The sequence below is a fragment of the Umezawaea tangerina genome, from assembly GCF_003002815.1.
GTDB classification, from domain to species: Bacteria; Actinomycetota; Actinomycetes; order Mycobacteriales; family Pseudonocardiaceae; genus Umezawaea; species Umezawaea tangerina.
In genome coordinates, this window is sequence record NZ_PVTF01000011.1 from 276,484 (window position 1) to 296,493 (window position 20,010).

Annotated in this window: 17 protein-coding genes; 11 read left to right on the forward strand and 6 right to left on the reverse strand. The window is 72.9% G+C overall.

Annotated elements, in window-relative coordinates; all coding sequences use genetic code 11:
* Nucleotides 1-404 precede the first annotated feature (404 nt).
* From CLV43_RS33555 to CLV43_RS33575, 5 genes are all read left to right on the forward strand, one after another.
* Nucleotides 405-1,430, forward strand: coding sequence for a cellulose binding domain-containing protein (locus CLV43_RS33555; protein ID WP_106192335.1), 1,026 nt, complete (start codon nt 405-407; stop codon nt 1,428-1,430).
* 59 nt (nt 1,431-1,489) lie between these two features.
* Nucleotides 1,490-3,133 (forward strand): glycoside hydrolase family 27 protein, encoded by a 1,644-nt coding sequence (locus CLV43_RS33560; protein WP_106192337.1) that lies wholly within the window; start codon nt 1,490-1,492, stop codon nt 3,131-3,133.
* 21 nt (nt 3,134-3,154) lie between these two features.
* On the forward strand, nt 3,155-4,855 hold the full coding sequence (locus CLV43_RS33565) for a glycoside hydrolase family 43 protein (protein ID WP_245887165.1): 1,701 nt from the start codon (nt 3,155-3,157) through the stop codon (nt 4,853-4,855).
* A gap of 28 nt (nt 4,856-4,883) precedes the next feature.
* A complete protein-coding gene (locus CLV43_RS33570) occupies nt 4,884-6,155 on the forward strand; it encodes a CE1 family esterase (RefSeq protein WP_106192339.1) in 1,272 nt (423 codons plus the stop codon).
* A gap of 68 nt (nt 6,156-6,223) precedes the next feature.
* Complete coding sequence (locus tag CLV43_RS33575) at nt 6,224-7,546, forward strand: glycoside hydrolase family 6 protein (RefSeq protein WP_106192340.1); 1,323 nt, start codon at nt 6,224-6,226, stop codon at nt 7,544-7,546.
* A 98-nt stretch (nt 7,547-7,644) separates the two neighbouring features.
* Here CLV43_RS33575 and CLV43_RS33580 read toward each other — a convergent pair whose 3' ends face one another.
* Nucleotides 7,645-8,259, reverse strand: coding sequence for a TetR/AcrR family transcriptional regulator (locus tag CLV43_RS33580; RefSeq protein ID WP_106192342.1), 615 nt, complete (start codon nt 8,257-8,259; stop codon nt 7,645-7,647).
* Nucleotides 8,260-8,343: 84 nt separating this feature from the next.
* Between CLV43_RS33580 and CLV43_RS33585 the strand changes: the two genes are divergently transcribed.
* On the forward strand, nt 8,344-9,864 hold the full coding sequence (locus CLV43_RS33585) for an FAD-dependent oxidoreductase (protein WP_106192343.1): 1,521 nt from the start codon (nt 8,344-8,346) through the stop codon (nt 9,862-9,864).
* On the opposite strand, the gene CLV43_RS33590 is transcribed toward CLV43_RS33585, so the two are convergent.
* The gene (locus CLV43_RS33590) at nt 9,865-10,713 is read right to left on the reverse strand and encodes a helix-turn-helix transcriptional regulator (RefSeq protein ID WP_106192345.1); all 849 of its coding nucleotides are present in this window, start codon (nt 10,711-10,713) and stop codon (nt 9,865-9,867) included.
* Between the two features lie 131 nt (nt 10,714-10,844).
* On the opposite strand from CLV43_RS33590, the gene CLV43_RS33595 reads away from it, so the two are divergent.
* Entirely contained in the window at nt 10,845-11,288 is a 444-nt protein-coding gene (locus CLV43_RS33595) for a nuclear transport factor 2 family protein (RefSeq protein ID WP_245887166.1), read from the forward strand.
* Entirely contained in the window at nt 11,285-12,136 is an 852-nt protein-coding gene (locus CLV43_RS33600; RefSeq protein WP_106192347.1) for a Rossmann-fold NAD(P)-binding domain-containing protein, read from the forward strand. Before CLV43_RS33595 ends, CLV43_RS33600 begins: the two co-directional genes overlap by 4 nt.
* Nucleotides 12,137-12,140: 4 nt before the next feature.
* Here the strand turns inward: CLV43_RS33600 and CLV43_RS33605 are convergent, their stop codons facing one another.
* The 3 genes from CLV43_RS33605 to CLV43_RS33615 all read right to left on the reverse strand — a co-directional run bounded on the left by CLV43_RS33605 (nt 12,141) and on the right by CLV43_RS33615 (nt 15,932).
* Nucleotides 12,141-13,628, reverse strand: coding sequence for a mannitol dehydrogenase family protein (locus tag CLV43_RS33605; RefSeq protein WP_211304683.1), 1,488 nt, complete (start codon nt 13,626-13,628; stop codon nt 12,141-12,143).
* A 254-nt stretch (nt 13,629-13,882) separates the two neighbouring features.
* Entirely contained in the window at nt 13,883-15,217 is a 1,335-nt protein-coding gene (locus CLV43_RS33610; protein ID WP_106192350.1) for an ABC transporter substrate-binding protein, read from the reverse strand.
* 49 nt (nt 15,218-15,266) lie between these two features.
* Nucleotides 15,267-15,932, reverse strand: a complete 666-nt coding sequence (locus CLV43_RS33615; protein WP_106192352.1) for a nucleoside/nucleotide kinase family protein — start codon at nt 15,930-15,932, stop codon at nt 15,267-15,269.
* A gap of 108 nt (nt 15,933-16,040) precedes the next feature.
* On the opposite strand from CLV43_RS33615, the gene CLV43_RS33620 reads away from it, so the two are divergent.
* The 3 genes from CLV43_RS33620 (at nt 16,041) to CLV43_RS33630 (ending at nt 19,206) form a co-directional block, all read left to right on the forward strand.
* Nucleotides 16,041-17,075 carry a LacI family DNA-binding transcriptional regulator gene (locus tag CLV43_RS33620; RefSeq protein WP_106192354.1) on the forward strand — a complete coding sequence of 345 codons (1,035 nt, stop codon included), beginning with the start codon at nt 16,041-16,043 and terminating at the stop codon, nt 17,073-17,075.
* Between the two features lie 105 nt (nt 17,076-17,180).
* Nucleotides 17,181-18,800, forward strand: coding sequence for a hypothetical protein (locus CLV43_RS33625; protein WP_106192355.1), 1,620 nt, complete (start codon nt 17,181-17,183; stop codon nt 18,798-18,800).
* Between the two features lie 55 nt (nt 18,801-18,855).
* Nucleotides 18,856-19,206, forward strand: a complete 351-nt coding sequence (locus CLV43_RS33630) for an antibiotic biosynthesis monooxygenase family protein (protein ID WP_106192356.1) — start codon at nt 18,856-18,858, stop codon at nt 19,204-19,206.
* Nucleotides 19,207-19,212: 6 nt separating this feature from the next.
* On the opposite strand, the gene CLV43_RS33635 is transcribed toward CLV43_RS33630, so the two are convergent.
* Complete coding sequence (locus CLV43_RS33635; RefSeq protein ID WP_106192514.1) at nt 19,213-19,935, reverse strand: TetR/AcrR family transcriptional regulator; 723 nt, start codon at nt 19,933-19,935, stop codon at nt 19,213-19,215.
* Between the last annotated feature and the right edge of the window lie 75 nt (nt 19,936-20,010).

Here is a 20,010-nt window from a genome sequence, read left to right on the forward strand (position 1 = left end):
GCGGCCCGTCCGTTCCACCCGGCGCGGTGGAACGGACGGGCCGCCGCGGCACCGTGGTACCGCCATTTCCGCCACGGCTAAATCGCCGCCCACATTTAGCTTTGACGCCCTTCCGCCACCCTGGATACATTGCTCCACAGGGATCGCCGCTAAACCCCACCTCGGCCGGACGCCCGTCAGTCGGCCGCCGTCGACGATGACGATGAGGATTCCGATGCGACGAGCACGAGTGCCATTCGCCCGCGTTCGGCACGCCGTTGCGGCGATGGCGGGTCGCCGGAGATCCGGCGCCCGGTAGCGCGCCCTTCCCATTCCCGTTCCCCGTCCGCGATCCGGTGGCGCGTCCGCCCGCCGGAGCGCCGACGCGCGCCCGTGAGCCGATCCCACACCCAGAAGGGCCTCGCATGAGGACGCTGCTTTTCGGAGTCGTGACCGCGGTGGTGCTCGCCGCGGCGCCCGTCATCGCGGAGGCGACACCGCCGGTGCGGCAGGACGTCGGCGCGCAGGCCGACCCGGTGCGGATCATGCCGCTCGGCGACTCCATCACCCAGGGCGGGTCGATCGGCGGCTACCGCCTCGACCTCGGCTCGAAGCTCCGGTCGAGCGGTCGCGCGGTCGACTTCGTCGGCTCCCTCGCCGACGGCCCCAGCTCCATGCCCGACCGCGACCACGAGGGCCATCCCGGCTGGACCATCGCCCAGGTCGACGCCAACGTCGTCTCCTGGCTGCGGACCTCCACCCCGCGGACGGTCCTGCTGCACATCGGCACCAACGACATGTACGGCAGCGACCCCGGTGGCGCGCCGAACCGGCTCGGCACGCTGGTCGACCGGATCACCGCCCAGGCGCCCGGAGCCGACGTGTTCGTCGCGACGATCATCCCGATCAGCTTCGCCGACCAGACCGTGCGCACCTTCAACGCGGCCGTCACGTCGATCGTGCGGGCGAAGGCCGCCGCGGGCAAGAAGGTCCACCTGGTCGACATGTACCCGTCGGTGTCGGTCTCCGACCTGCCCGACGGCATCCACCCCAACGCCGCGGGCTACGCCAAGATGGCCACCACCTGGTACAACGCCCTGCTGTCGGTGCCCGGCAGCATCGGCGACGGCACGCAGGAGCCTCCCCCGGACGGTGCGTGCGCCGCGACGCCGCGCGTCACGGGCAGCTGGGGCGGCGGGTTCCAGGGCGAGGTGACCGTCGCCAACACCTCCACCTCGGCCCTGACCGGGTGGACCGTCCGGCTGCCCCTGCCCAACGGCCACACCGTCTCCCAGATCTGGGGCGGGACCGCGTCCGGCAGCGGCACCGTCACCGTCAAGAACGTCGACTACAACGGGTCGCTCGCCGCGGGCACCTCCACCACGTTCGGCTTCATCGCCTCCGGCACCGGGACCGCCGCCGTGGGCACCGCCACCTGCGCCGCCGCCTGACCGGTCCCGCTCCACCCGCCGACCGCGATGTCCCCGCCTGCCCGGAAAGGGGTGAGACGATGCCCGCCGGACCACGTCGCCGACCAGCCCACCTCGTGATGGCCCTGCTGGCGGTCGTCCTGACGACCACCGTGCCCGCACCGCCGACCGCGGTCGCCGCCCCCGGCAGTCCCGCGCTCACACCCCCGCTGGGGTGGAACAGCTGGAACAGCTTCGGCTGCGGCGTCACCGAGACGCAGATCCGGCAGGCCGCGGACGCGATCGTGTCCTCCGGCATGAAGGACGCGGGCTACCGGTACGTCGTCGTGGACGACTGCTGGTTCGACCCGAACCGCGACTCGGCGGGCAACCTGCGGGCCCACCCGACGAAGTTCGCGAGCGGCATGAAGGCCCTGGGCGACTACATCCACGGCAAGGGCCTGGGGTTCGGCATCTACCAGGTGCCCAACGAGCGCACCTGCGCGCAGACCAGCGGGGCGCACCCCGGCTCGACCGGCAGCAAGGGCCACGAGGCCCAGGACGCCCGGTCGTTCGCGGACTGGGGCGTCGACTACGTCAAGTACGACTGGTGCTCGGGCGCGGGCAGCCGCGACGAGCAGGTCGCCCGCTTCTCGACCATGCGCGACGCCCTGCGCGCGACCGGCCGCGGGATCGTCTACAGCATCAACCCCAACAGCTTCCACGCGATCACCGGCGACAAGTACGACTGGGGCCAGGTGGCCGACCTGTGGCGCACCACCGAGGACCTGCTCGACATCTGGCAGAACGGCAACACGAACAGCTACCCGATGGGCGTGGGCAACGTCCTGGACGTGACCGCGCCGCTGGCCGCGCAGTCGGGGCCGGGCCACTGGAACGACCCGGACATGCTCGTCGTCGGACGCCCCGGTCTCTCGCTCACCGAGTCGCGGTCGCACTTCGCGCTGTGGGCGCTGATGGCCGCGCCCCTCATGGCGGGCAACGACATCCGCACCATGTCCTCCGACATCAGCGCGGTCCTGCGCAACCCCCGCCTGCTCGCGGTGGACCAGGACCCGCTCGGCGCGGGTGGCCGCCGCGTGCGCGACGACGGGAACGCCGAGGTGTTCGCCAAAGCCCTGTCGGACGGCTCGGTCGCGGTGGGCTTGTTCAACCGGGGGAGCGCCACGGCGACGATCTCCACCACCGCCGCGCAGATCGGCCTGAGCGGCAGCGCGTTCACCCTGCTCGACCTGTGGACGGGCGGCACGTCGAGCACGTCCGGTGCCATCTCGGCGAGCGTGCCCGCGCACGGCGTCGCCGCGTTCCGGGTCTCCGGCGGCAGCCCGTCGGCGAACACGACCTCGCGCCTGCGCGGCGTCGGGTCGAACCGGTGCCTCGACGTCGACAACGCCTCCACGGCCGCGGGTGCCGCCACGCTGATCTGGGACTGCCACACCGCCGCGAACCAGCTGTGGACCACGTGGGCGGGCGGCGAGGTGCGGGTGTTCGGCGACAAGTGCCTCGACGCCGCCAACCAGGGCACGGCGAACGGCACGCGGGTGGTCACGTGGTCCTGCAACGGCCAGGACAACCAGAAGTGGACCCTCGGCTCCGACGGGTCCCTGCGCAACACCCGCGCCGGCCAGTGCCTGGACGTCGAGCAGGCGGCCACCGCGAACGGTTCCCGGCTGGTCCTGTGGACGTGCAACGGCCAGGACAACCAGAAGTGGGTCCGCGCCTAGCGATCGTCGGAAGGGGAGAAGATGTCCCGTCAACGCCAGTGGACGCTGGGCCTGGCCGCGGTGGCGGTCCTCGCTCTGGTGGGTGGCGGTGTCGCCACGAGCCCACCCGTGCACGCCGCACCCGGCTGCTCGTCGTCCCACAACGGTTCCGCCGTCGGAGTCGACTCCGACGGCACGAGGTGCACCGGAGGCGACATCACCGGGTCGACCAGGGGGGCACGGGCCTCGACGTTCGCGAACCCCGTGCTGTGGCAGGACTTCGCCGACATCGACGTCATCCGGGTCGACGACACCTACTACTACTCCGCCTCCACCATGCACTACTCGCCCGGCGCGCCGGTCCTGCGCTCCTACGACCTGGTCAACTGGGAGTTCGCGGGCCACTCGGTGCCGAAGCTCGACTTCGGCGCGAAGTACGACATGAGCGGCGGCCGCGCCTACGTCAACGGGATCTGGGCGTCCTTCCTCAACTACCGCAAGAGCAACCGGACGTTCTACTGGGGCGGCTGCGTCGACTTCGCCAAGACGCACATCTACACCGCCACCGCCGTGGACGGCACGTGGTCGAAGCTGTCCACGATCGACAAGTGCTACTACGACGCGGGCATGCTGGTCGACGACAACGACACCATGTACGTCGCCTACGGCAACACGACCATCAGCGTCGCCCAGCTGTCCGCGGACGGGAAGTCCGAGGTCCGGTCGCAGCAGGTGTTCCAGACCCCGTCGTCCATCGGCACCCTGGAGGGCGCGCGGTTCTACAAGCGCGACGGCAGCTACTACATCTGGCTGACCAAACCGGCCAACGGCCAGTACGTCCTCAAGGCCTCCAGCCCGTTCGGGCCGTACACCGTGCAGCAGGTGCTGCTGAACATGCCCACGCCGATCTCCGGCGGGGGAGTGCCGCACCAGGGCGGCCTGGTGCGGACGCAGTACGGCGACTGGTACTACCTGGCCTTCGTCGACGCCTACCCCGGCGGCCGCGTGCCGGTGCTCGCGCCGATCACGTGGACCTCGGACGGCTGGCCGCGCATCACCACCGTCAACGGCGGCTGGGGCGCGAGCTACCCGACGCCGAACCTGCCCGCGCCACCCCGGCAGGTGAAACCGATGACCGGGGTGGACACCTTCACCGGGACGGCGCTGGGGCCGCAGTGGGAGTGGAACCACAACCCCGACACGAGCAAGTTCAGCGTGGGCAACGGTGTTCGGCTGTCCACCGCGACCGTCACCAACGACCTGTACTCCGCCCGCAACACCCTCACCCACCGCGTCCAGGGGCCGACCTCCACCGGCACCGCCACGCTCGACCTGACGTCCATGCGCGACGGCGACCGCACCGGCCTGGCGGTGCTGCGCGACTCCTCGGCGTGGATCGGCGTCAAGCGCGACAACGGTCGTAACCGCGTCGTCGTGGTCAACGGACTCACGATGGACAGCGGCTGGCGGACGACCGGCACCGGCACCGAGGTGGCGAGCGCCGACCTGTCCGCCACGAGGATCTGGTTGCGCGCCAACGCCGACATCCGTCCGGGCTCGGGCAGGCAGGCGCGGTTCTCCTACAGCACCGACGGGGTGAACTTCACCTCGTTCGGACCCGGATTCACGCTCAACAACGCCTGGCAGTTCTTCATGGGCTACCGCTTCGGCGTCTTCAACCACGCCACGCAGGCCCTCGGCGGCGCGGTCACGTTGCAGCGCTTCGAGCTCGCGACGCCCTAGGCACGTCGACGAACGGAAGGAGTCCCCGATGACGAGGAAGAAGTCCCTGTGGGCGGCCGCGGTGTCCCTGGTGCTGGCCGCCGCCGGGCTGGCCGCGACCGGCGCGGTCGCCGACACCGGGGCGAGCGCTGCCGTCGGTACCGCCGCGACGACCGCCGGGTGCGGCAAGGCCCCCGGTCTGGCGAGCGGCACGCAGACGATCCAGAGCGGGGGCAAGAACCGGACCTTCATCCTGCGGGTGCCGGGGAACTACGACAACACCCGGCCGTACCGGCTGATCTTCGCCTTCCACTGGTGGGGCGGCACGGCGAACGAGGTCGCCTCGGGCGGGACCAGCGGCACCCCGTGGGCCTACTACGGGCAGCAGGAGCTGTCCGACAACAGCGCCGTCCTCGTGGCACCGCAGGGCATCGACAACGCGTGGCCCAACAACGGCGGCGAGGACGTCGCCTTCGTCGACGCCATGACCAGTCGGATCGAGGCCGCCCTCTGCGTCGACACGACGCAGCGCTTCGCGACGGGGTTCAGCTACGGCGGCGGGATGAGCTACGCGCTCGCGTGCGGTCGGGCGACGGTCTTCCGGGCGGTCGCGGTGTTCTCGGGCGCGCAGCTCAGCGGCTGCGACGGAGGCACGCAACCCGTCGCCTACCTCGGGATCCACGGCATCGGCGACTCGGTGCTCGCCATCTCGCAGGGCCGGGCGTTGCGCGACAGGTTCGTGCGCAACAACGGGTGCACGTCCCAGAACCCGCGTGAACCCGCGGCGGGGAGCCAGACCCACGTCACCACCGAGTACTCGGGCTGCCGGGCCGGGTACCCGGTGGTGTGGGCCGCGTTCGACGGCGGGCACCTGCCGGGCGCGGTGGACGGCTGCGCCTGCGAGAGCGGTGTCCGGACGTGGACCAAGGGCGAGGTCTGGAAGTTCTTCTCCCAGTTCCAGGGCACCACGCCGAACCCGACGACGACCACGACCCACCAGGGGCAGCGCTGCCAGGTGGAGTACCGGACCAACGCCTGGAACAGCGGCCTGACCGCGGAGGTCGTCATCACCAACACCGGTACCCAGCCGTACACGGGGTGGGAGCTGGTGTTCACGCTGCCGGGCGGGCAGACGATCACCTCCGGGTGGAACGCGTCCTACTCGCCCACCTCCGGCCAGGTGACCGCGCGCAACGCCTCCTACAACGCCGACATAGCCCCGAACGCGTCGGTCGGCATCGGTTTCCAGGCGAGCCACACCGGTGACACCGCCAAGCCGACGTCCTTCTCGCTCAACGGCGCGGTCTGCGCCACCGCCTGACCGCGCACCGGACACCCTGCCGGGTCCACCGCACGTCCCGACACCCCGGTACCCCGAGAGGAAACCCGATGAAGCTGGGAAAGCAGGCCGTCGCCGCGAGCGTGCTCGCGAGCTCGCTCCTGACCGCGGTCGTGGCCTTGGCGGTGGGCGGCGGACCGACCGCCCTGGCGGCCGACTCGGCGTTCTACGTCGACCCGTCGAGCTCCAGCGCGAAGTGGGTCGCCGCCAACCCCGGTGACTCGCGGGCGTCGGTCATCCGGGACCGGATCGCCTCGGTGCCGCAGGCGCGGTGGTTCACCACCACGAACACCTCGTCGGTGCGCGCGGAGATCAGCTCCTTCGTCGGCGCGGCCGCCTCCGCCGGGAAGATCCCGATCCTGGTCGTCTACGACATCCCCAACCGCGACTGCGGTGGGGCCAGCGGGGGAGGCGCGCCGTCCCACTCGGCCTACCGGGCGTGGGTGGACGAGGTCGCCGCCGGGCTGGCCGGTCGCCCGGCGGCGATCATCCTGGAGCCCGACGTGCTGCCGATCATGAGCAACTGCCAGAGCGCGGACCAGCAGAACCAGACCAAGGCGTCCATCGCCTACGCGGGCAGGAAGCTCAAGGCGGGCTCCTCGCAGGCGAAGGTGTACCTCGACATCGGCAACTCCGCCTGGCTCAGCCCGTCGGAGGCGGCGAGCAGGCTGCGGGCCGCAGACGTCTCCAACAGCGCCGACGGCATCTCCACCAACGTCTCCAACTACCGCACCACCTCCGACGAGGTCGCCTACGCCAAGGCGGTGCTGAACGCCGTCGGCGACAGCAGGCTCAAGGCCGTCGTGGACACCAGCCGCAACGGCAACGGTCCGCTGGGCGAGGAGTGGTGCGACCCGGCGGGGCGGGCGATCGGCACGCCCAGCACGACCGCTACCGGGGACTCCAGGATCGACGCCTTCCTGTGGGTCAAGCTGCCGGGCGAGTCGGACGGCTGCATCGCCTCGGCGGGCCAGTTCGTCCCGCAGCGCGCCTACGACCTGGCGATCGCGGCGGGCCCGACCACGACCACCACGACGACGACCACGACGACCGGGAACCCCGCAGGGGGCTGCGCGGTGTCCCACCGGGTGGTGAGCCAGTGGTCGGGCGGGTTCACCGGCGAGATCGTCATCACCAACCGGGGGCCGTCGATCACCGGGTGGACCCTGTTGTTCTCGGCGCCGGGCGTGTCCGTCACGCAGGGCTGGAACGGGACCTGGACCGACACCGGGGACGTGGTCCAGGTCGGCAACGCCTCGTGGAACGCGACCCTCGCGTCCGGTGGCCAGACGACCGTCGGCTACAACGCGACCTACAGCGGGTCGACGCCGCCGTTCACCTCGGCGTCGTTGAACGGTGCCGCGTGCTCGTGACCGCGCGGTCCGTCGTCTGAACGGTGTCCCGCCCGGTCGTCGTCACCGGGCGGGACACCGCACGCCGACTCCAGGTGGGCCCACCTCGTCGCCGGGGCTCAGCCCGTCCGGTGGGCCGCCAGCAGCGGCAGGAACAGGTCGTCGACGATCGACCGGACGCGGTCGGGGTCCACCGGCTTGAGGGCCATGAGCATGTCGTGGCGGACCAGGTCGAAGGGCAGGGCGAGCACGGGCTCGGGGACGCGGTCGAGGTCGATCTCGCCACGGGCGTGCGCGCGCTGGTAGGCGGTCCGCCGGTGGGGGAGCAGCTGGTCGCCCGCGATCTGCTCGCGGATCCGGGCGGGGGACATCCCGGTGTCGGCCAGCAACCCGGAGAACGCGGCGCCTGCGGCGATGGCGAAGAAGCCCGCCAGGGCCTCGCTCACCGAGGTCAGCTGGGCGATCAGGTCTCCCCGCAGTGTGCCGGTGTCGGGCACGGCGACCGGGTGGGCGGTCCGGTGGTGCTCGAGCGCGGCGAGCACGAGCCGGTCCTTGTTGGGCCAGCGGCGGTAGAGCACGGGCTCGCTGGTGCGGGCGCGGGCGGCGACGGACCCCATGGTCAGGCGGGCGTACCCGACCTCGACCAGCTCGTCCCAGCCCGCGGTGAGGATCGCGGACTCCAGCTGCTCGCCGTGCCGTCGACGCCGGGCCGGTTCGGCCGCGTTGGTGACCACCGCCCGAGGATAGAAAGGTTTGCCTTTCTCCTCAACCCGACGTAGCTTCGGAGAAAGTGATCCCTTTCTTGTAGTGGAGACGTGATGACGGCAGAGCCGACGACAACCGAGGTCCTGGTCGTGGGCGCGGGCCCGACCGGCCTGACGCTGGCCTGCGGGCTCGCCCGCCTGGGCGTCCCGTTCCGCCTGGTCGACGCGGCACCCGGTCCGCGACCGGGGTCGCGGGGCAAGGGGGTCCAGCCGCGCTCCCTGGAGATCTTCGAGGACCTCGGGATCGCCGACCGCGTGCTGGCGGTCGGTAGACTGGCGATGCCCCTGCACTCGACCGCGCCCGACGGTCGGGTGACGCGCGGCGGGGCCGTGCCCGAGTCGCTGGCCGACCGCCCCGACATCCCCTACGCGGCGAGCCTGGTCACACCCCAGTGGCGGGTCGAGGAGGCGCTGCGGTGGCGGCTGTCCGAGCTCGGCGGCGCGGTCGGGTTCGGCACTGCCCTGGTCGGTTTCGAGCAGTCGGACGGCGGCGTGACCGCGCGGCTCGTCACCGGCGGCGTGCCCGAGACCGTCACGGCCCGGTGGCTGGTCGGCTGCGACGGCGGCCACAGCGCCGTTCGCAAGCAGGCGGGCATCCCGTTCGTCGGGGAGACGCGCGAGGAGGTCCGGATGGTCATCGCCGACCTCGCGGTCGACGGCCTCGACCGAGAGGCCTGGCACGCGTGGCAGCACGAGGACGGCCTCCTGAGCCTGTGCCCGCTGCCGTCGACCGACCTGTTCCAGTACGGGGCCTCCGTCGCGCCCGGCGCGGAGCCGGGGCAGGACCTCGCGGCGCTGCGGGCGGTCCTGGAGCGGCGGACCGGCCGCACCGACATCCGCCTCCACGACCCGGAGTGGTCGTCGCTGTGGCGCGCCAACATCCGGCTGGCCGACCGCTACCGCGAGGGCAACGTCCTGCTCGCTGGCGACGCGGCGCACATCCACTCACCCGCCGGTGGGCAGGGCATGAACACCGGTGTCCAGGACGCGCACAACCTCGGCTGGAAGCTCGCTGCGGTCGTGAACGGCGCGTCGCCGGAGCTGCTCGACAGCTACGAGGCCGAACGCCGGCCGGTCGCCGCCCACGTGCTCGCCCTCTCCAACGCCCGCCTCGACCAGGTGCTCAAGGCCAACGCGATGCCCACCCGGCGCGACGCGAGCACGATCCAGCTCGACGTGGGGTACCGCGGCTCCCGGCTCGCGTGGGACGACCGCGACGAGGCAGCGGCACTGCGCGCGGGCGACCGCGCCCCCGACGCGACGGAGCTGGCCGTGGTCGACGGCGGCCGACGGCTGTTCGACCTGACCCGCGGCGCCCGGTTCACCCTGCTGGCGTTCGGGCCCGATGACACGGTTGGGCTCGCTGGTCCGGCGGGGCTCGCGGTCAGGACCCTGCACGTCGTCGACCACCCGACCGGGCCCGACGACGTCGTGGACACCGGGAAGCACCTCGCGGCCGCCTACGGCGCGACCGACCGCACCCTGGTGCTGATCCGCCCCGACGGCCACGTCGGGCTGATCTCCGACGCGGGCGACGCCGGGGCGGTCGCGGACTACCTCGCCGCGATCGGCTGATCAGCCGCGGTGCCCGCCCGGTGTGCCGAGGCGGGTGAGCGCGGCGGCGCTCGGGCTGCCCGGTTCGGCGGTGTACAGCACCAGCCGCAGGTCGGTGCCGGGCACCACCAGGGTCTGGCAGTCCAGCACCAGGTCGCCCACCACGGGGTGGCGCAGGTGCTTGCGCAGCGTCGTCACGGGGCGCACGTCGTGGTCGCGCCACCCCGCGGCGAAAGCCGGGCTGTGCGCCGCGAACTCGTTGACCAGCTCGCCGATGACCCGGTCGTTCGGGTAGCGGGCGCCCGCCGCGCGCAGCTGGGCGGCGGACTGCCGGGCGAACTCGCCCTCGGCGCCCGGCGGCGCCGAGCAGAGGTCGCCGCCCAGCAGGATGGACAGCCGCACGGTGTTGCGGTCCTGCGCGGGCAGCCGCGCGAAGTCGGTGACCAGCGCGGCCGCGGCGTCGTTCCAGGCCACGACGTCCTGCCGGTCGTCGACCAGGTAGGCGGGGATCGCCCCGAGCCGGTCGAGCAGCAGGAGGGCGTCGGAGGGCACCGTCCCCCGGTCGGCGTCGGTGCCGGGCGGGACCTGCCCGGCCAGCCGCGCCACGTGGTCGCGCTCGGCCGCGGTGAGCCGCAGGGCCGTCCCCAACGCGGCCAGCACCTCCGGTGACGGGCGTGGCGCGCGGGCCTGCTCCAGCCGTTCGTAGTAGCTGACCGACATCCCGGCCAGCGCGGCGACCTCCTCGCGGCGCAGGCCGGGGGTGCGCCGCGAGCGCTGCCCCGGTGGGTGGGTGGCGCCCGCCGGAACCTGGTCCGGACGCAGGGCCTCCCGCCTGCGGCGCAGGAAGTCGGCCAGCTCGCCTCTGCTCATCGCCCCCATCGTGGCACGGGCGCACCGGCCTGGCCACGGACCAGTGGTCCGGGGCTCAGCCGTCCGTTCCGAGGCCCGCCGGTCCGCGGCCAGCCTGGAGCCGCACACACCGCCGAGCACTGGAGAACACCGTGCCGAGTACTCCCGAGGAGACGGTCCGCCGTCTCCTGGACCTGTTGCTGGCCAAGGACATGGACGCCGTCGCCGACCTGTGGGCGCGGGACGGCGTCGCCGAGTTCCCGTTCGCCGCGGGCACCTCGCCGCGCGAGCTGGTCGGGCGCGAGGAGGTCCGCGGCTACCTGGCGGGCTACCCGGACCTGGTCGACGTGCGGGAGGTCCCCGAGGTCACCGTGCACCACACCCGACAGCCGGACACCGTCGTGGTGGAGTTCACCGCGACCGGGACCACCGTGCGCACCGGGGAGCCCTACCGGCTGGACTACATCGCGGTGGTCGTCGTCGTGGACGGGCTGATCCGCCGCTACCGGGACTACTGGAGCCCGCTCGCCACCGCCGCGGCCGCCGGGACGTGGTCCGAGCTGCTGGACTCGCTGCGCCCGGAGACCGCGCGATGACCGGCGTGCTGGTGACCGGCGGCACCGGGAAGACCGGCGGCGCGCTGGTGGACCTGTTGCGCGACAACTGTGTTCCGGTCCGGGTGGCCAGTCGCCACCCGGCCGCGGACGACCCCGGCGCGGTCCGGTTCGACTGGTCCGACCCGACGACGCACCCGGCCGCGCTGCACGGGGTGGACCGGGTCTTCCTGGTGCCGCCGGTGCAGAGCGTGGACCCGATGCCGAGCGTCGGACCGTTCCTGGCCATGGCACGCCGCCTCGGCGTGCGCCGGGTGGTGCTCCTCGGCTCCGCCATCGTGCTGCCCGACGCCCCCGGCGCCCTGGAGCTGGCCGCACAGGTCCGGGCCAGCCCCGGCTGGGTCGTGCTGCGCGCGTCCGGGTTCATGCAGAACTTCCTGAGCCCGCACCCGCTCGGCGAGCACATCCGCCTGCACGGCGAGATCCGCACGTCCGCGGGCGACGCCAGGGTGGGCTGGATCGACGCGCGCGACATCGCCGCCTCCGCCGCCGCCCTGCTGACCGGCTCCGCCGCCGAGCCCGACTACCTGCTCACCGGCCCCAAGGCGCTGAGCTACCGGGACGCCGCGGCGGTCATCACCGCCCACGCCGGACGCCCGGTCCGGCTGGTGCGCGTCGACTCCGCCGAGGTCGCCGCCGGCTACCGGGCGGCCGGTATGCCCGCCGAGTTCGCCGCCGCCCTCGCCGCCGTGGAGGACAGCGCAGGGGCGGGAGGGGACGACCAGGTCAGCACCGCGGTGCTCGACCTGACCGGCCGTCCGCCCCGCACGTTCACCGGGTTCGTCCAGGAGCACGCGACCGCGTGGGCGCGAGGACGGCCCGGGCGCTGACCGGTCAGCGCGACGCCAGCGCCTCCAGGGTGGCGCGGGCGCCGTCGCGGTGCAGCGACGCGAGGAGGCGGAGGTAGGTGGAGGCGAACCGCTCGTCGTCGGCGAGGTCGGCGAACACGTCCCGGTTGCGGATGAAGGCGAGCGGGTCCTCGCGCTGGGACCTCGCCAGCGGCACGAGGGTGGCCTTGAGCCGGTCGACGACCTCGATCGGCTCGCCCTGCTCGTCGACGCCCTCGGCGTAGCGCGCCCACGCCGCCACGACGGCCGTGGCCCGCTCGATCTCCCCGCCGTGCTCCAGGTTGTGCCGGATCACCGGCAGCACCCACTTCGGGATGCGGTCGGAGCTGTCCGCGCACAGCCGCGCCACCGTGTCGCGCACCTGCGGGTTCGAGAACCGCTCGACCAGCTGCCGCTGGTAGGCGTGCAGGTCGATGCCGGGCACCGGCGACAGCGTCGGCGTCGCCTCCCGGACCATGTAGTCCAGCAGGAACCCGGCGAACAGCGGGTCCTGGCTCGCCTGGGACACCAGCCGGTGTCCGGCGAGGTAACCGAGGTAGCCGAGCGCCTGGTGGCCCGCGTTGAGCAGCCGCAGCTTCATCAGCTCGTACGGCTCGACGTCGGCGACGACCTGCACGCCCACGTCCTGGAACTCCGGCCGCCCCGTCCCGAAGTCGTCCTCCAGCACCCACTGGGTGAACGGCTCGCACACCACCGGCCACCGGTCCCGCACCCCGAACCGCTCGGCGACCAGGGCTCGGTCCTCGTCGGTGGTGACGGGGGTGATGCGGTCGACCATGCAGTTGGGGAAGCGGACGTTCGCCTCCACCCACTCGCCCAGCTCCGGGTCCCGCAGCCGCGCGTACGCGGTGAAGCTGCGCCGGGCGGCGTGCCCGTTGCCCTGGATGTTGTCGCACGACAGCACCGTGAACGGGGCCAGCCCGCGCTCGCGGCGGCGGGCCAGCGCCTCGACGACGAGCCCGAACGTCGTGCGCGGTGCGGCACCCGGCTCCAGGTCGTGCACGACACCGGGGTCGTCGGCCTGGAACTCGCCCGTGACGGCGTCGAGGTTGTAGCCGCCCTCGGTGACGGTGAGCGAGACGATCCTGACCGCCTCGCCCGCCATCTTCTCGATCACGGCCTCGGGGTCGTCGGGCGCGAGCAGGTACTCCACGATCGAGCCGACGACACGGGCCTCCTGCCGCCCGTCCGGGTGCTTCTCCACCAGGGTGTAGAGCCCGTCCTGGGCGGCCAGCGCGTCGCGCACACCGGCGTCGCCCGGCAGCACGCCCACACCGCAGATCCCCCAGTCGAGCGCCTGCCCGCGGTTCATCAGCTTGTCCAGGTACAGCGCCTGGTGGGCGCGGTGGAAGGCGCCCACGCCCAGGTGGACGATCCCCACCGCGACCGCGCTCCGGTCGTAGGTGGGCATGGCCACCTCGGGACCGAGCGACGACAGCGAGGCCGCCGACAGTGCCGCCACCGGAAAGTTCATTCGACCGCCCCCGCACCAGCTCGTCCTGCCCCCGCCGACCCGGCGATGACCACCAGAAAGGTACACGCCGCCCGACGGGGCGACCCCGCGAGCGATCCGGTGCGCCGGGTGGCATCCCGGTGGGCGGGAAGGGGAACGGCGCGTCGGTCCACTTGCGACCGGCCGGACAGGACCTGCGGACGCCCACCACCCGGTGCCGTCGGGATGGTGGGCGTCCGCCAGTCCTGTGAGGACCGACCGGTGCCGGACCGCCGTCACCCCCGGTACTTCCGGCCCACCGCCTCCGCGGCCTGCTGGCCCTTGTCCAGGGCCTCCTGCACCGTCTGCCTGCCCGCGATCACGGCGCTGACGTCCTGGGAGACCTTCGTCCCGAGGTCCGGGAACTCGGGGATGCCGACGAACTGGATGCCCGGAGCGGGCCGCGGCTGCACACCGGGGTTCTTCGGGTCGGCGTTCGCGATCGCGTTCCTGGTGGGCTCGGCGAACGCCCGCGCGACCTCGAGGTAGTCGGCGTTGGCGTAGGTCGACGCGCGCTTGCCCGCGGGCGCCTTCGCCCAGCCGAGCCGGTCGCCGACGAGCTTCTCGTAGTCCTTGCCCGACGCCCACGAGATGAACTTCCAGGCGTCGTCCTGCTTCTTGCTCGCCTTCTGGATCGCCCACGCCCAGGTGTAGAGCCAGCCGGAGCTGCGCGTCTTCACGACCGGTGCGGGCGCGTAGCCGATCTTGCCCTTGACCGGCGAGTCGTCGGCCTCCAGCGTGCCCGCTCCCACCGTCGCGTCGTACCACATCGCGACGCTGCCCTGGACCATGTCGTTCAGGCACTCGGTGTACCCGGCCTGGGCGGCGCCGCTCTCCCCGTGCGCCTTGACCAGGTCGGTGTAGAACCGCACGGCCTCGGTGAACTCCGGCGCGTTCACCCGCGCGTTCCAGTCCTGGTCGAACCAGGTGCCGCCGAAGGTGTTGACCACGGTGGTCAGCGGGCCGAAGACCTGGCCCCAGCCGGGCTGGCCGCGCAGGCAGATGCCCCGCATGTCCGGCTGCGCGTGGTCGACCCGCGCGGCGATGTCGGCGACCTCCTGCCAGGTCGGGGCGGCGGGCATGGTCACGCCCTTGGCCTCCAGCACGTCCTTGCGGTACATGAGGAACGACGACTCGCCGTAGACCTTGCCGTCCGCCGCGGTGAGCGACGACGTCATCGGGGGCAGGACGTCACCCTGGTCGAACGCGGTGTCCTTGGCGATGTGGTCGTCCAGCGGCGCCACCCACCCGTTCTTGGCGTAGATCGGGATCTCGAAGTTCGACAGCGTGGCCACGTCGTACTGGCCTGCCTGGCTGGTGAACTCCTGGCTGATCTTGTCGCGGACGTCGTTCTCGGGCAGCACCGTGAAGTCCACGGTGATCCCGGTCCGCTTGGTGAAGTCGTCGGCCGTCAGCTTCTGCAGGTCGACCATCTGCGGGTTGTTGACCATCAGGACCGAGATGGCCCCGCCGCCGTCCCCGCCGCCGCTGCCACCCGCTCCGGAGCACGCCGCGGTGCCGACCAGCACCGCGGCGGCGACCACCGCGCCCGCTCGTCCCCAACTCGTCATCGAGTCCTCCAAGGATCTCCGTGCGCCGCCCGTCCTGGCCGCGCCGCTGTCATCGGCCAGGCCGGAACGCCTGTCCTCGATCGGGGTCCACGACCAGGTCCGCGCGGTGGCGGTAGGACGCCACGAGGTCCGCGTTGCGCTGGTCGACGCGCGCCGCCCACTCCCGGGCCGCGGCCGCGGGCTTGCCGAACGCCACGTGCCGGGCCACCAGCCTGCGCCGGCGTCCGTGCTCGTCCACCTCGACGTACCAGGTCTCGGTGAGGAACTCCCCGGCCCGCGCCCACTCCCCGTCGAACAGGAGGTAGTTGCCCTCGGTGATGAGGAGTTCCGCGGAGGGCGGTACGGGGATGCTCCCGGCGATCGGCTGCCCGACGCGCCGGTCGAACGACGGTGCGTACACGACCTCCCCGTCGGTCGCGGAACAGCGCCCCAGCAGGGACGCGTACCCGGCGGTGTCGAAGGTGTCCGGCGCGCCCTTGCGGTCGAGGCGGCCCAGCCGGGACAGCTCGTCGTCGGCGAGGTGGAAGCCGTCCATCGGGACGCGGGCCACCTCCCGTCCGGTGGAGCGGAGCCGTGCGGCGAGGGCGTCGGCGAAGGTCGTCTTGCCCGAGCCCGGCGCGCCGGTGATGCCCAGCACCGCCCGCCGTCCGCCGCGCGCGAGACCGCGGGCCCTGGAGGCCAGCACGGCGAGCAGGGGCTCGGCGCTCGACGTCATCGCGGCCTCCTCGCCACCGGCCGGGCGGCCCCGGCGGAAGCAGAACCGTAACCTCGTACAACCGGTTGCGCAACCGGTTGTACGAGGTGGATCGATATACTCCCGATCATGCGGAAAGGCGTTGTTGTGACCATGGCGGACGTCGCCCTGGCCGCAGGGGTCAACAAGTCCACGGTCTCGCACGTCCTCAACGGCACCCGGATCGTGTCGGACTCGACCCGCGAGCTCGTGCTGGAGGCGATCTCCGCGACCGGCTACCGGCACAACGTCGTGGCGCGGTCCCTGGCGACGTCGACGACCATGTCGCTCGGGCTCGCGATCTCCTCGGCCGCGAACCCCTACTTCGGCGACCTGATCCGCGCGGTCGAGGCGAGCGCGAGCGCGGCCGGGTACATGCTCATGCTCGCCGACACCCACGACGACGCGGACGTGGAGCGGCGCGTGGTGGAGGAGCTGCTGGGTCGCCGCACCGACGGGATCCTGCTGGCCCCGTCGGTCAACGCGATCGACCGGGCGCTGCCCTACCTGGAGTCGACCGGGGCGCCGACGGTCCTGATCGACCGCTTCGTCGACGCCGAGCTGGACCAGGTCGGCTCCGAGAACACCGACGCGACGGCACGTCTCGTGGAGCACCTCGCCGAGATCGGCCACCGCCGGATCGCCATGGTGTGCGGCCTGCGCGGCCTGCCGTCGACCTCCGAGCGCGTCGACGGGTTCCGGCGGACCGTGGCCGCGCTGAGCCTGGACGACGATCCCGGCCTCGAGCTGGACGGCGGCAGCGACGCCGCGCGGGCCGAGCAGGTCGTGCACGAGCTGTTCTCCGGTCCCGCCCGACCCTCCGCCGTCGTGGTCGGGAACAACGCGATGACGATCGGCACGATGCGGGCGCTGCGCCGCCTCGACCTCCGGGTGCCCGCCGACGTCGCCCTGGTCTGCTACGACGACTTCGAGTGGGCGGACCTGTTCGAACCGCGGCTCACCGCGATGGAGCAGGACGTCGCCAGGATCGGCGGCATCGCCGTCGACCTCGTCGTCCAGCGCATCCGGGACCCGTCCAGGCCCGCGCGGCGGCAGGTGCTCGACCCGACCTTCCGCCACCGCGACTCGTGCGGCTGCCACCTGTCGGGGGCTCGCCCGGCGTGACCGGCCGCGGGTGTCCTGGACGGTTCCCCCGACGCTCCCGCGCCCGCACCGGGTCGTCGCGAGCACCGTCCGCCCCGGCGTGATCACGTCGCTAGAGTCACGGCCGTGACGGACCTGACCGACTCGGAACAGCGCCTGGTCGCCGCCGTCGGATCGGGCGAGGTGCTGGACCTGTCCGGGCCTGGGGACCGGTCGGTCCGGGCGCGGGTCGTCCGCGACCTCCTGCGCGGCGTGCTGACCGCGGACCCTGACCCGCGCGGCGTGCGGCTCAAGGGGGCGGTCGTGGAGGGCGAGCTCGACCTGACCGACCTGCGGACGGCGCTTCCCCTGGTGCTCCTGGCGTGCACGAGCGACGAGCCCCTGGTGCTGGTCAGGGCGCACCTGCCGCACTGCGACCTGACGGGGTCGCGGTTCCGGGCGGTCGGCGCCGCCTCCCTGCGGTGCGACCACGACCTGGTCCTGCGGGACACCCGGTGCGAACGGGGTGTCGACCTCACCGACGCGCGGATCTCCGGCTCGCTGGTCCTGGAGGGCGCCCACCTCGGCAACCCCGAGGGGCCCGCCCTCGCCGCCGACGGCGTCACCGTCGGCGGCGACGTGGTCCTCCGCGACGGGTTCCGCGCGGACGCCACCAGCACCCTCGGGGCCGTCCGCCTCCTCGGGGCCGCCGTCACCGGCCAGCTCGACCTGAGGGGTGCGCACCTGGCCAACCCGGAAGGCCCGGCCCTCGCCGCCGACGGCATCGCGGTCAAGGGCGACGTGTTCCTGAACGAGGGGTTCCGGGCCGAGGCCGCGAGCGCCGACGGTGCGGTGCGCCTGCTCTCGGCCAGGATCTCCGGTTCGCTCTCCCTGGGCGGCGCGCGCCTGGACAACCCCGAGGGTCCGGCCCTCCTCGCCGACGGCGTGGCCGTGGACGGTGACGTGTTACTGAACGAGGGGTTCCGCGCCGAGGCGACCTGTGCGGACGGTGCCGTCCGCCTGCACGGCGCCGCCGTCGCCGGGCAGTTCTTCGTCGAGGGCGCGACCCTGCGCAACCGGCACGAGGACCGCCTGTGCCTGGACCTCGCGAGTGCGGCGGTCGGCGGCGACCTCGCCCTGCCGCTCGACGCCCTCGGCACCCCGGACGAGCCGGGGCGCGTCGTCCTCGACGGACTGCGCTACCCCGCCATCCCCTGGGGCGCGACGCTTTCCGAGTGGCTCACCCTCCTGCGCGAGCGCACCACGACGTACGCGGCCCAGCCGTACCAGCAGCTCGCGGTGGTGCACCGCGCCGCCGGGCACGAACGCGACGCGCGCCGGGTCCTCGTCGCCCAGCAGCGGGACCTGCGTCGCCGTGGCGACCTCGGCGGACCGCTGCGCCGCGCCCTGCACGCCACCGGCGGCGTGCTCATCGGGTACGGCTACCGCCCCTGGCGGGCCCTCGCCTTCCTCCTGGCGGTCCTCGGCCTGGCCACCGCGCTCGTCCTGTCGGCCGACGCGAACCACCTGACCGCCCACCCCAGGGCGGTGGGCGGCGACCCGTGCACCCTGGTGGAGAACGTCGGCCTGGGCGCCGACATCGCCATCCCGCTGCTGGGCACCGGCGGCAAGCAGCGCTGCGAGCTGACCACCGCGACCACCGCGGGCCAGTGGCACCTCGGTGCGGCCTACGTCCTCCAGGTCCTCGGCTGGGCGTTCGCCACCCTCTTCGTCGCCGGCTACACCGGCCTCGTCCGCAAGACCTGACCTGCGGCCGTCTCGTATGGGGACAACGGCCGACCCGATGACTTACCATTGGTAAATGGAACAGAACGCGGGTAAGTCGACCGGGCCGGTGACCTTCTTCAACGTCTTCGAGGTCGACCGCGAGGACCTGGAGTCTTTCAAGGCCGGGTGGCGCGGGCTCGCGGAGATCATGGCCTCGGCGCCGGGGTTCCGCGACGCCCAGCTCCACGAGGCGATCTCCGGCGAGACGAGGTTCCAGCTGATCAACGTTGCGCACTGGGACAGCGAGCAGGCGTGGCGGGACGCCGCGGCGAACCCGGAGATGCGGGCGGCGGCGCGGCGGGTCGGCGGTGACCCTGCGGCCCCCCGCGCCGTGCACAACACGGGCCTGTACCGACCGGTCGTCACGTTCGGCGGCGAGGGCTGAGGCGGGTCAGCGGAGGAAGGCGTCCAGGACCCGGTCGAGGCCGAAGCGGAAGAGGTCGTCCTCGGACCACTGGGTGCGGTCGACGAACCCGGTCGCGTTCAGCGTCGGGTAGAGCCTGCTCAGGCCCGCGATGTGGGTGCGCGCCTTGGCCAGGGCGGCCGGGTCGTTCAACCGCAGCCACGTGGTCTCGGTGATCGCCGCGCCGATCACGAACTCGGCGAGCACGCTGGTGGCGGACGCGAGGTCGATGCCGGACAGGCCCGCGCGGGTCAGCGTCGCCTGGAGGAACTCGGTCCGCGCCAGCACGTTCGGCCCGAGCATGGGGCGTCCGAGCAGGCTGGGTGACCACGGGTGCGCGAGCATCGCGGCCCGCCAGCCGATCAGCAGGTCGCGCACCCCGGACCGCGGGTCGGCGTCGGCGGCGGGGATCGGCACGTCGGCGAGGACGTGGTCGAGCACGAGGTCGTACAGGTCCTCCTTGGTCGAGACGTGCCAGTAGAGGGCCGTCGAGGTGACGGCGAGCCGTTGGGCCAGCCGTCGCATGGTCAACCGCTCCGCCCCGTGCTCGTCGAGCTCGGCGACGGCCGCGACGATGATCCGCTCCAGCGTGAGCGGCTCGGCCCGGCGGGACGCGCGGTCGGACCCTCCGCGGAGCCACACCACGTCCCCGGTGTCGGCCTCGGTCGGCCTCGGTCGGGTCGTGCTCGCAGGGGGTTCGTCCGTGTCCACGATCACGGATGCTACCGTCGCTCCACTGACTTACCAATGATAAGTTGACTTTACGACGTTAGGTAGACGGTGCGG

Excerpts from the sequence above, each read along its gene's own strand:
- CLV43_RS33555 (WP_106192335.1), top strand. The coding sequence starts at position 405 with ATGAGGACGCTGCTTTTCGGAGTCGTGACCGCGGTGGTGCTCGCCGCG.
- CLV43_RS33560 (WP_106192337.1), top strand. The coding sequence starts at position 1,490 with ATGCCCGCCGGACCACGTCGCCGACCAGCCCACCTCGTGATGGCCCTG.
- CLV43_RS33565 (WP_245887165.1), top strand. The coding sequence starts at position 3,155 with ATGTCCCGTCAACGCCAGTGGACGCTGGGCCTGGCCGCGGTGGCGGTC.
- CLV43_RS33570 (WP_106192339.1), top strand. The coding sequence starts at position 4,884 with ATGACGAGGAAGAAGTCCCTGTGGGCGGCCGCGGTGTCCCTGGTGCTG.
- CLV43_RS33575 (WP_106192340.1), top strand. The coding sequence starts at position 6,224 with ATGAAGCTGGGAAAGCAGGCCGTCGCCGCGAGCGTGCTCGCGAGCTCG.
- CLV43_RS33585 (WP_106192343.1), top strand. The coding sequence starts at position 8,344 with ATGACGGCAGAGCCGACGACAACCGAGGTCCTGGTCGTGGGCGCGGGC.
- CLV43_RS33590 (WP_106192345.1), bottom strand. The coding sequence starts at position 10,713 with ATGAGCAGAGGCGAGCTGGCCGACTTCCTGCGCCGCAGGCGGGAGGCC.
- CLV43_RS33600 (WP_106192347.1), top strand. The coding sequence starts at position 11,285 with ATGACCGGCGTGCTGGTGACCGGCGGCACCGGGAAGACCGGCGGCGCG.
- CLV43_RS33605 (WP_211304683.1), bottom strand. The coding sequence starts at position 13,628 with ATGAACTTTCCGGTGGCGGCACTGTCGGCGGCCTCGCTGTCGTCGCTC.
- CLV43_RS33610 (WP_106192350.1), bottom strand. The coding sequence starts at position 15,217 with ATGACGAGTTGGGGACGAGCGGGCGCGGTGGTCGCCGCCGCGGTGCTG.
- CLV43_RS33615 (WP_106192352.1), bottom strand. The coding sequence starts at position 15,932 with ATGACGTCGAGCGCCGAGCCCCTGCTCGCCGTGCTGGCCTCCAGGGCC.
- CLV43_RS33620 (WP_106192354.1), top strand. The coding sequence starts at position 16,041 with ATGCGGAAAGGCGTTGTTGTGACCATGGCGGACGTCGCCCTGGCCGCA.
- CLV43_RS33630 (WP_106192356.1), top strand. The coding sequence starts at position 18,856 with ATGGAACAGAACGCGGGTAAGTCGACCGGGCCGGTGACCTTCTTCAAC.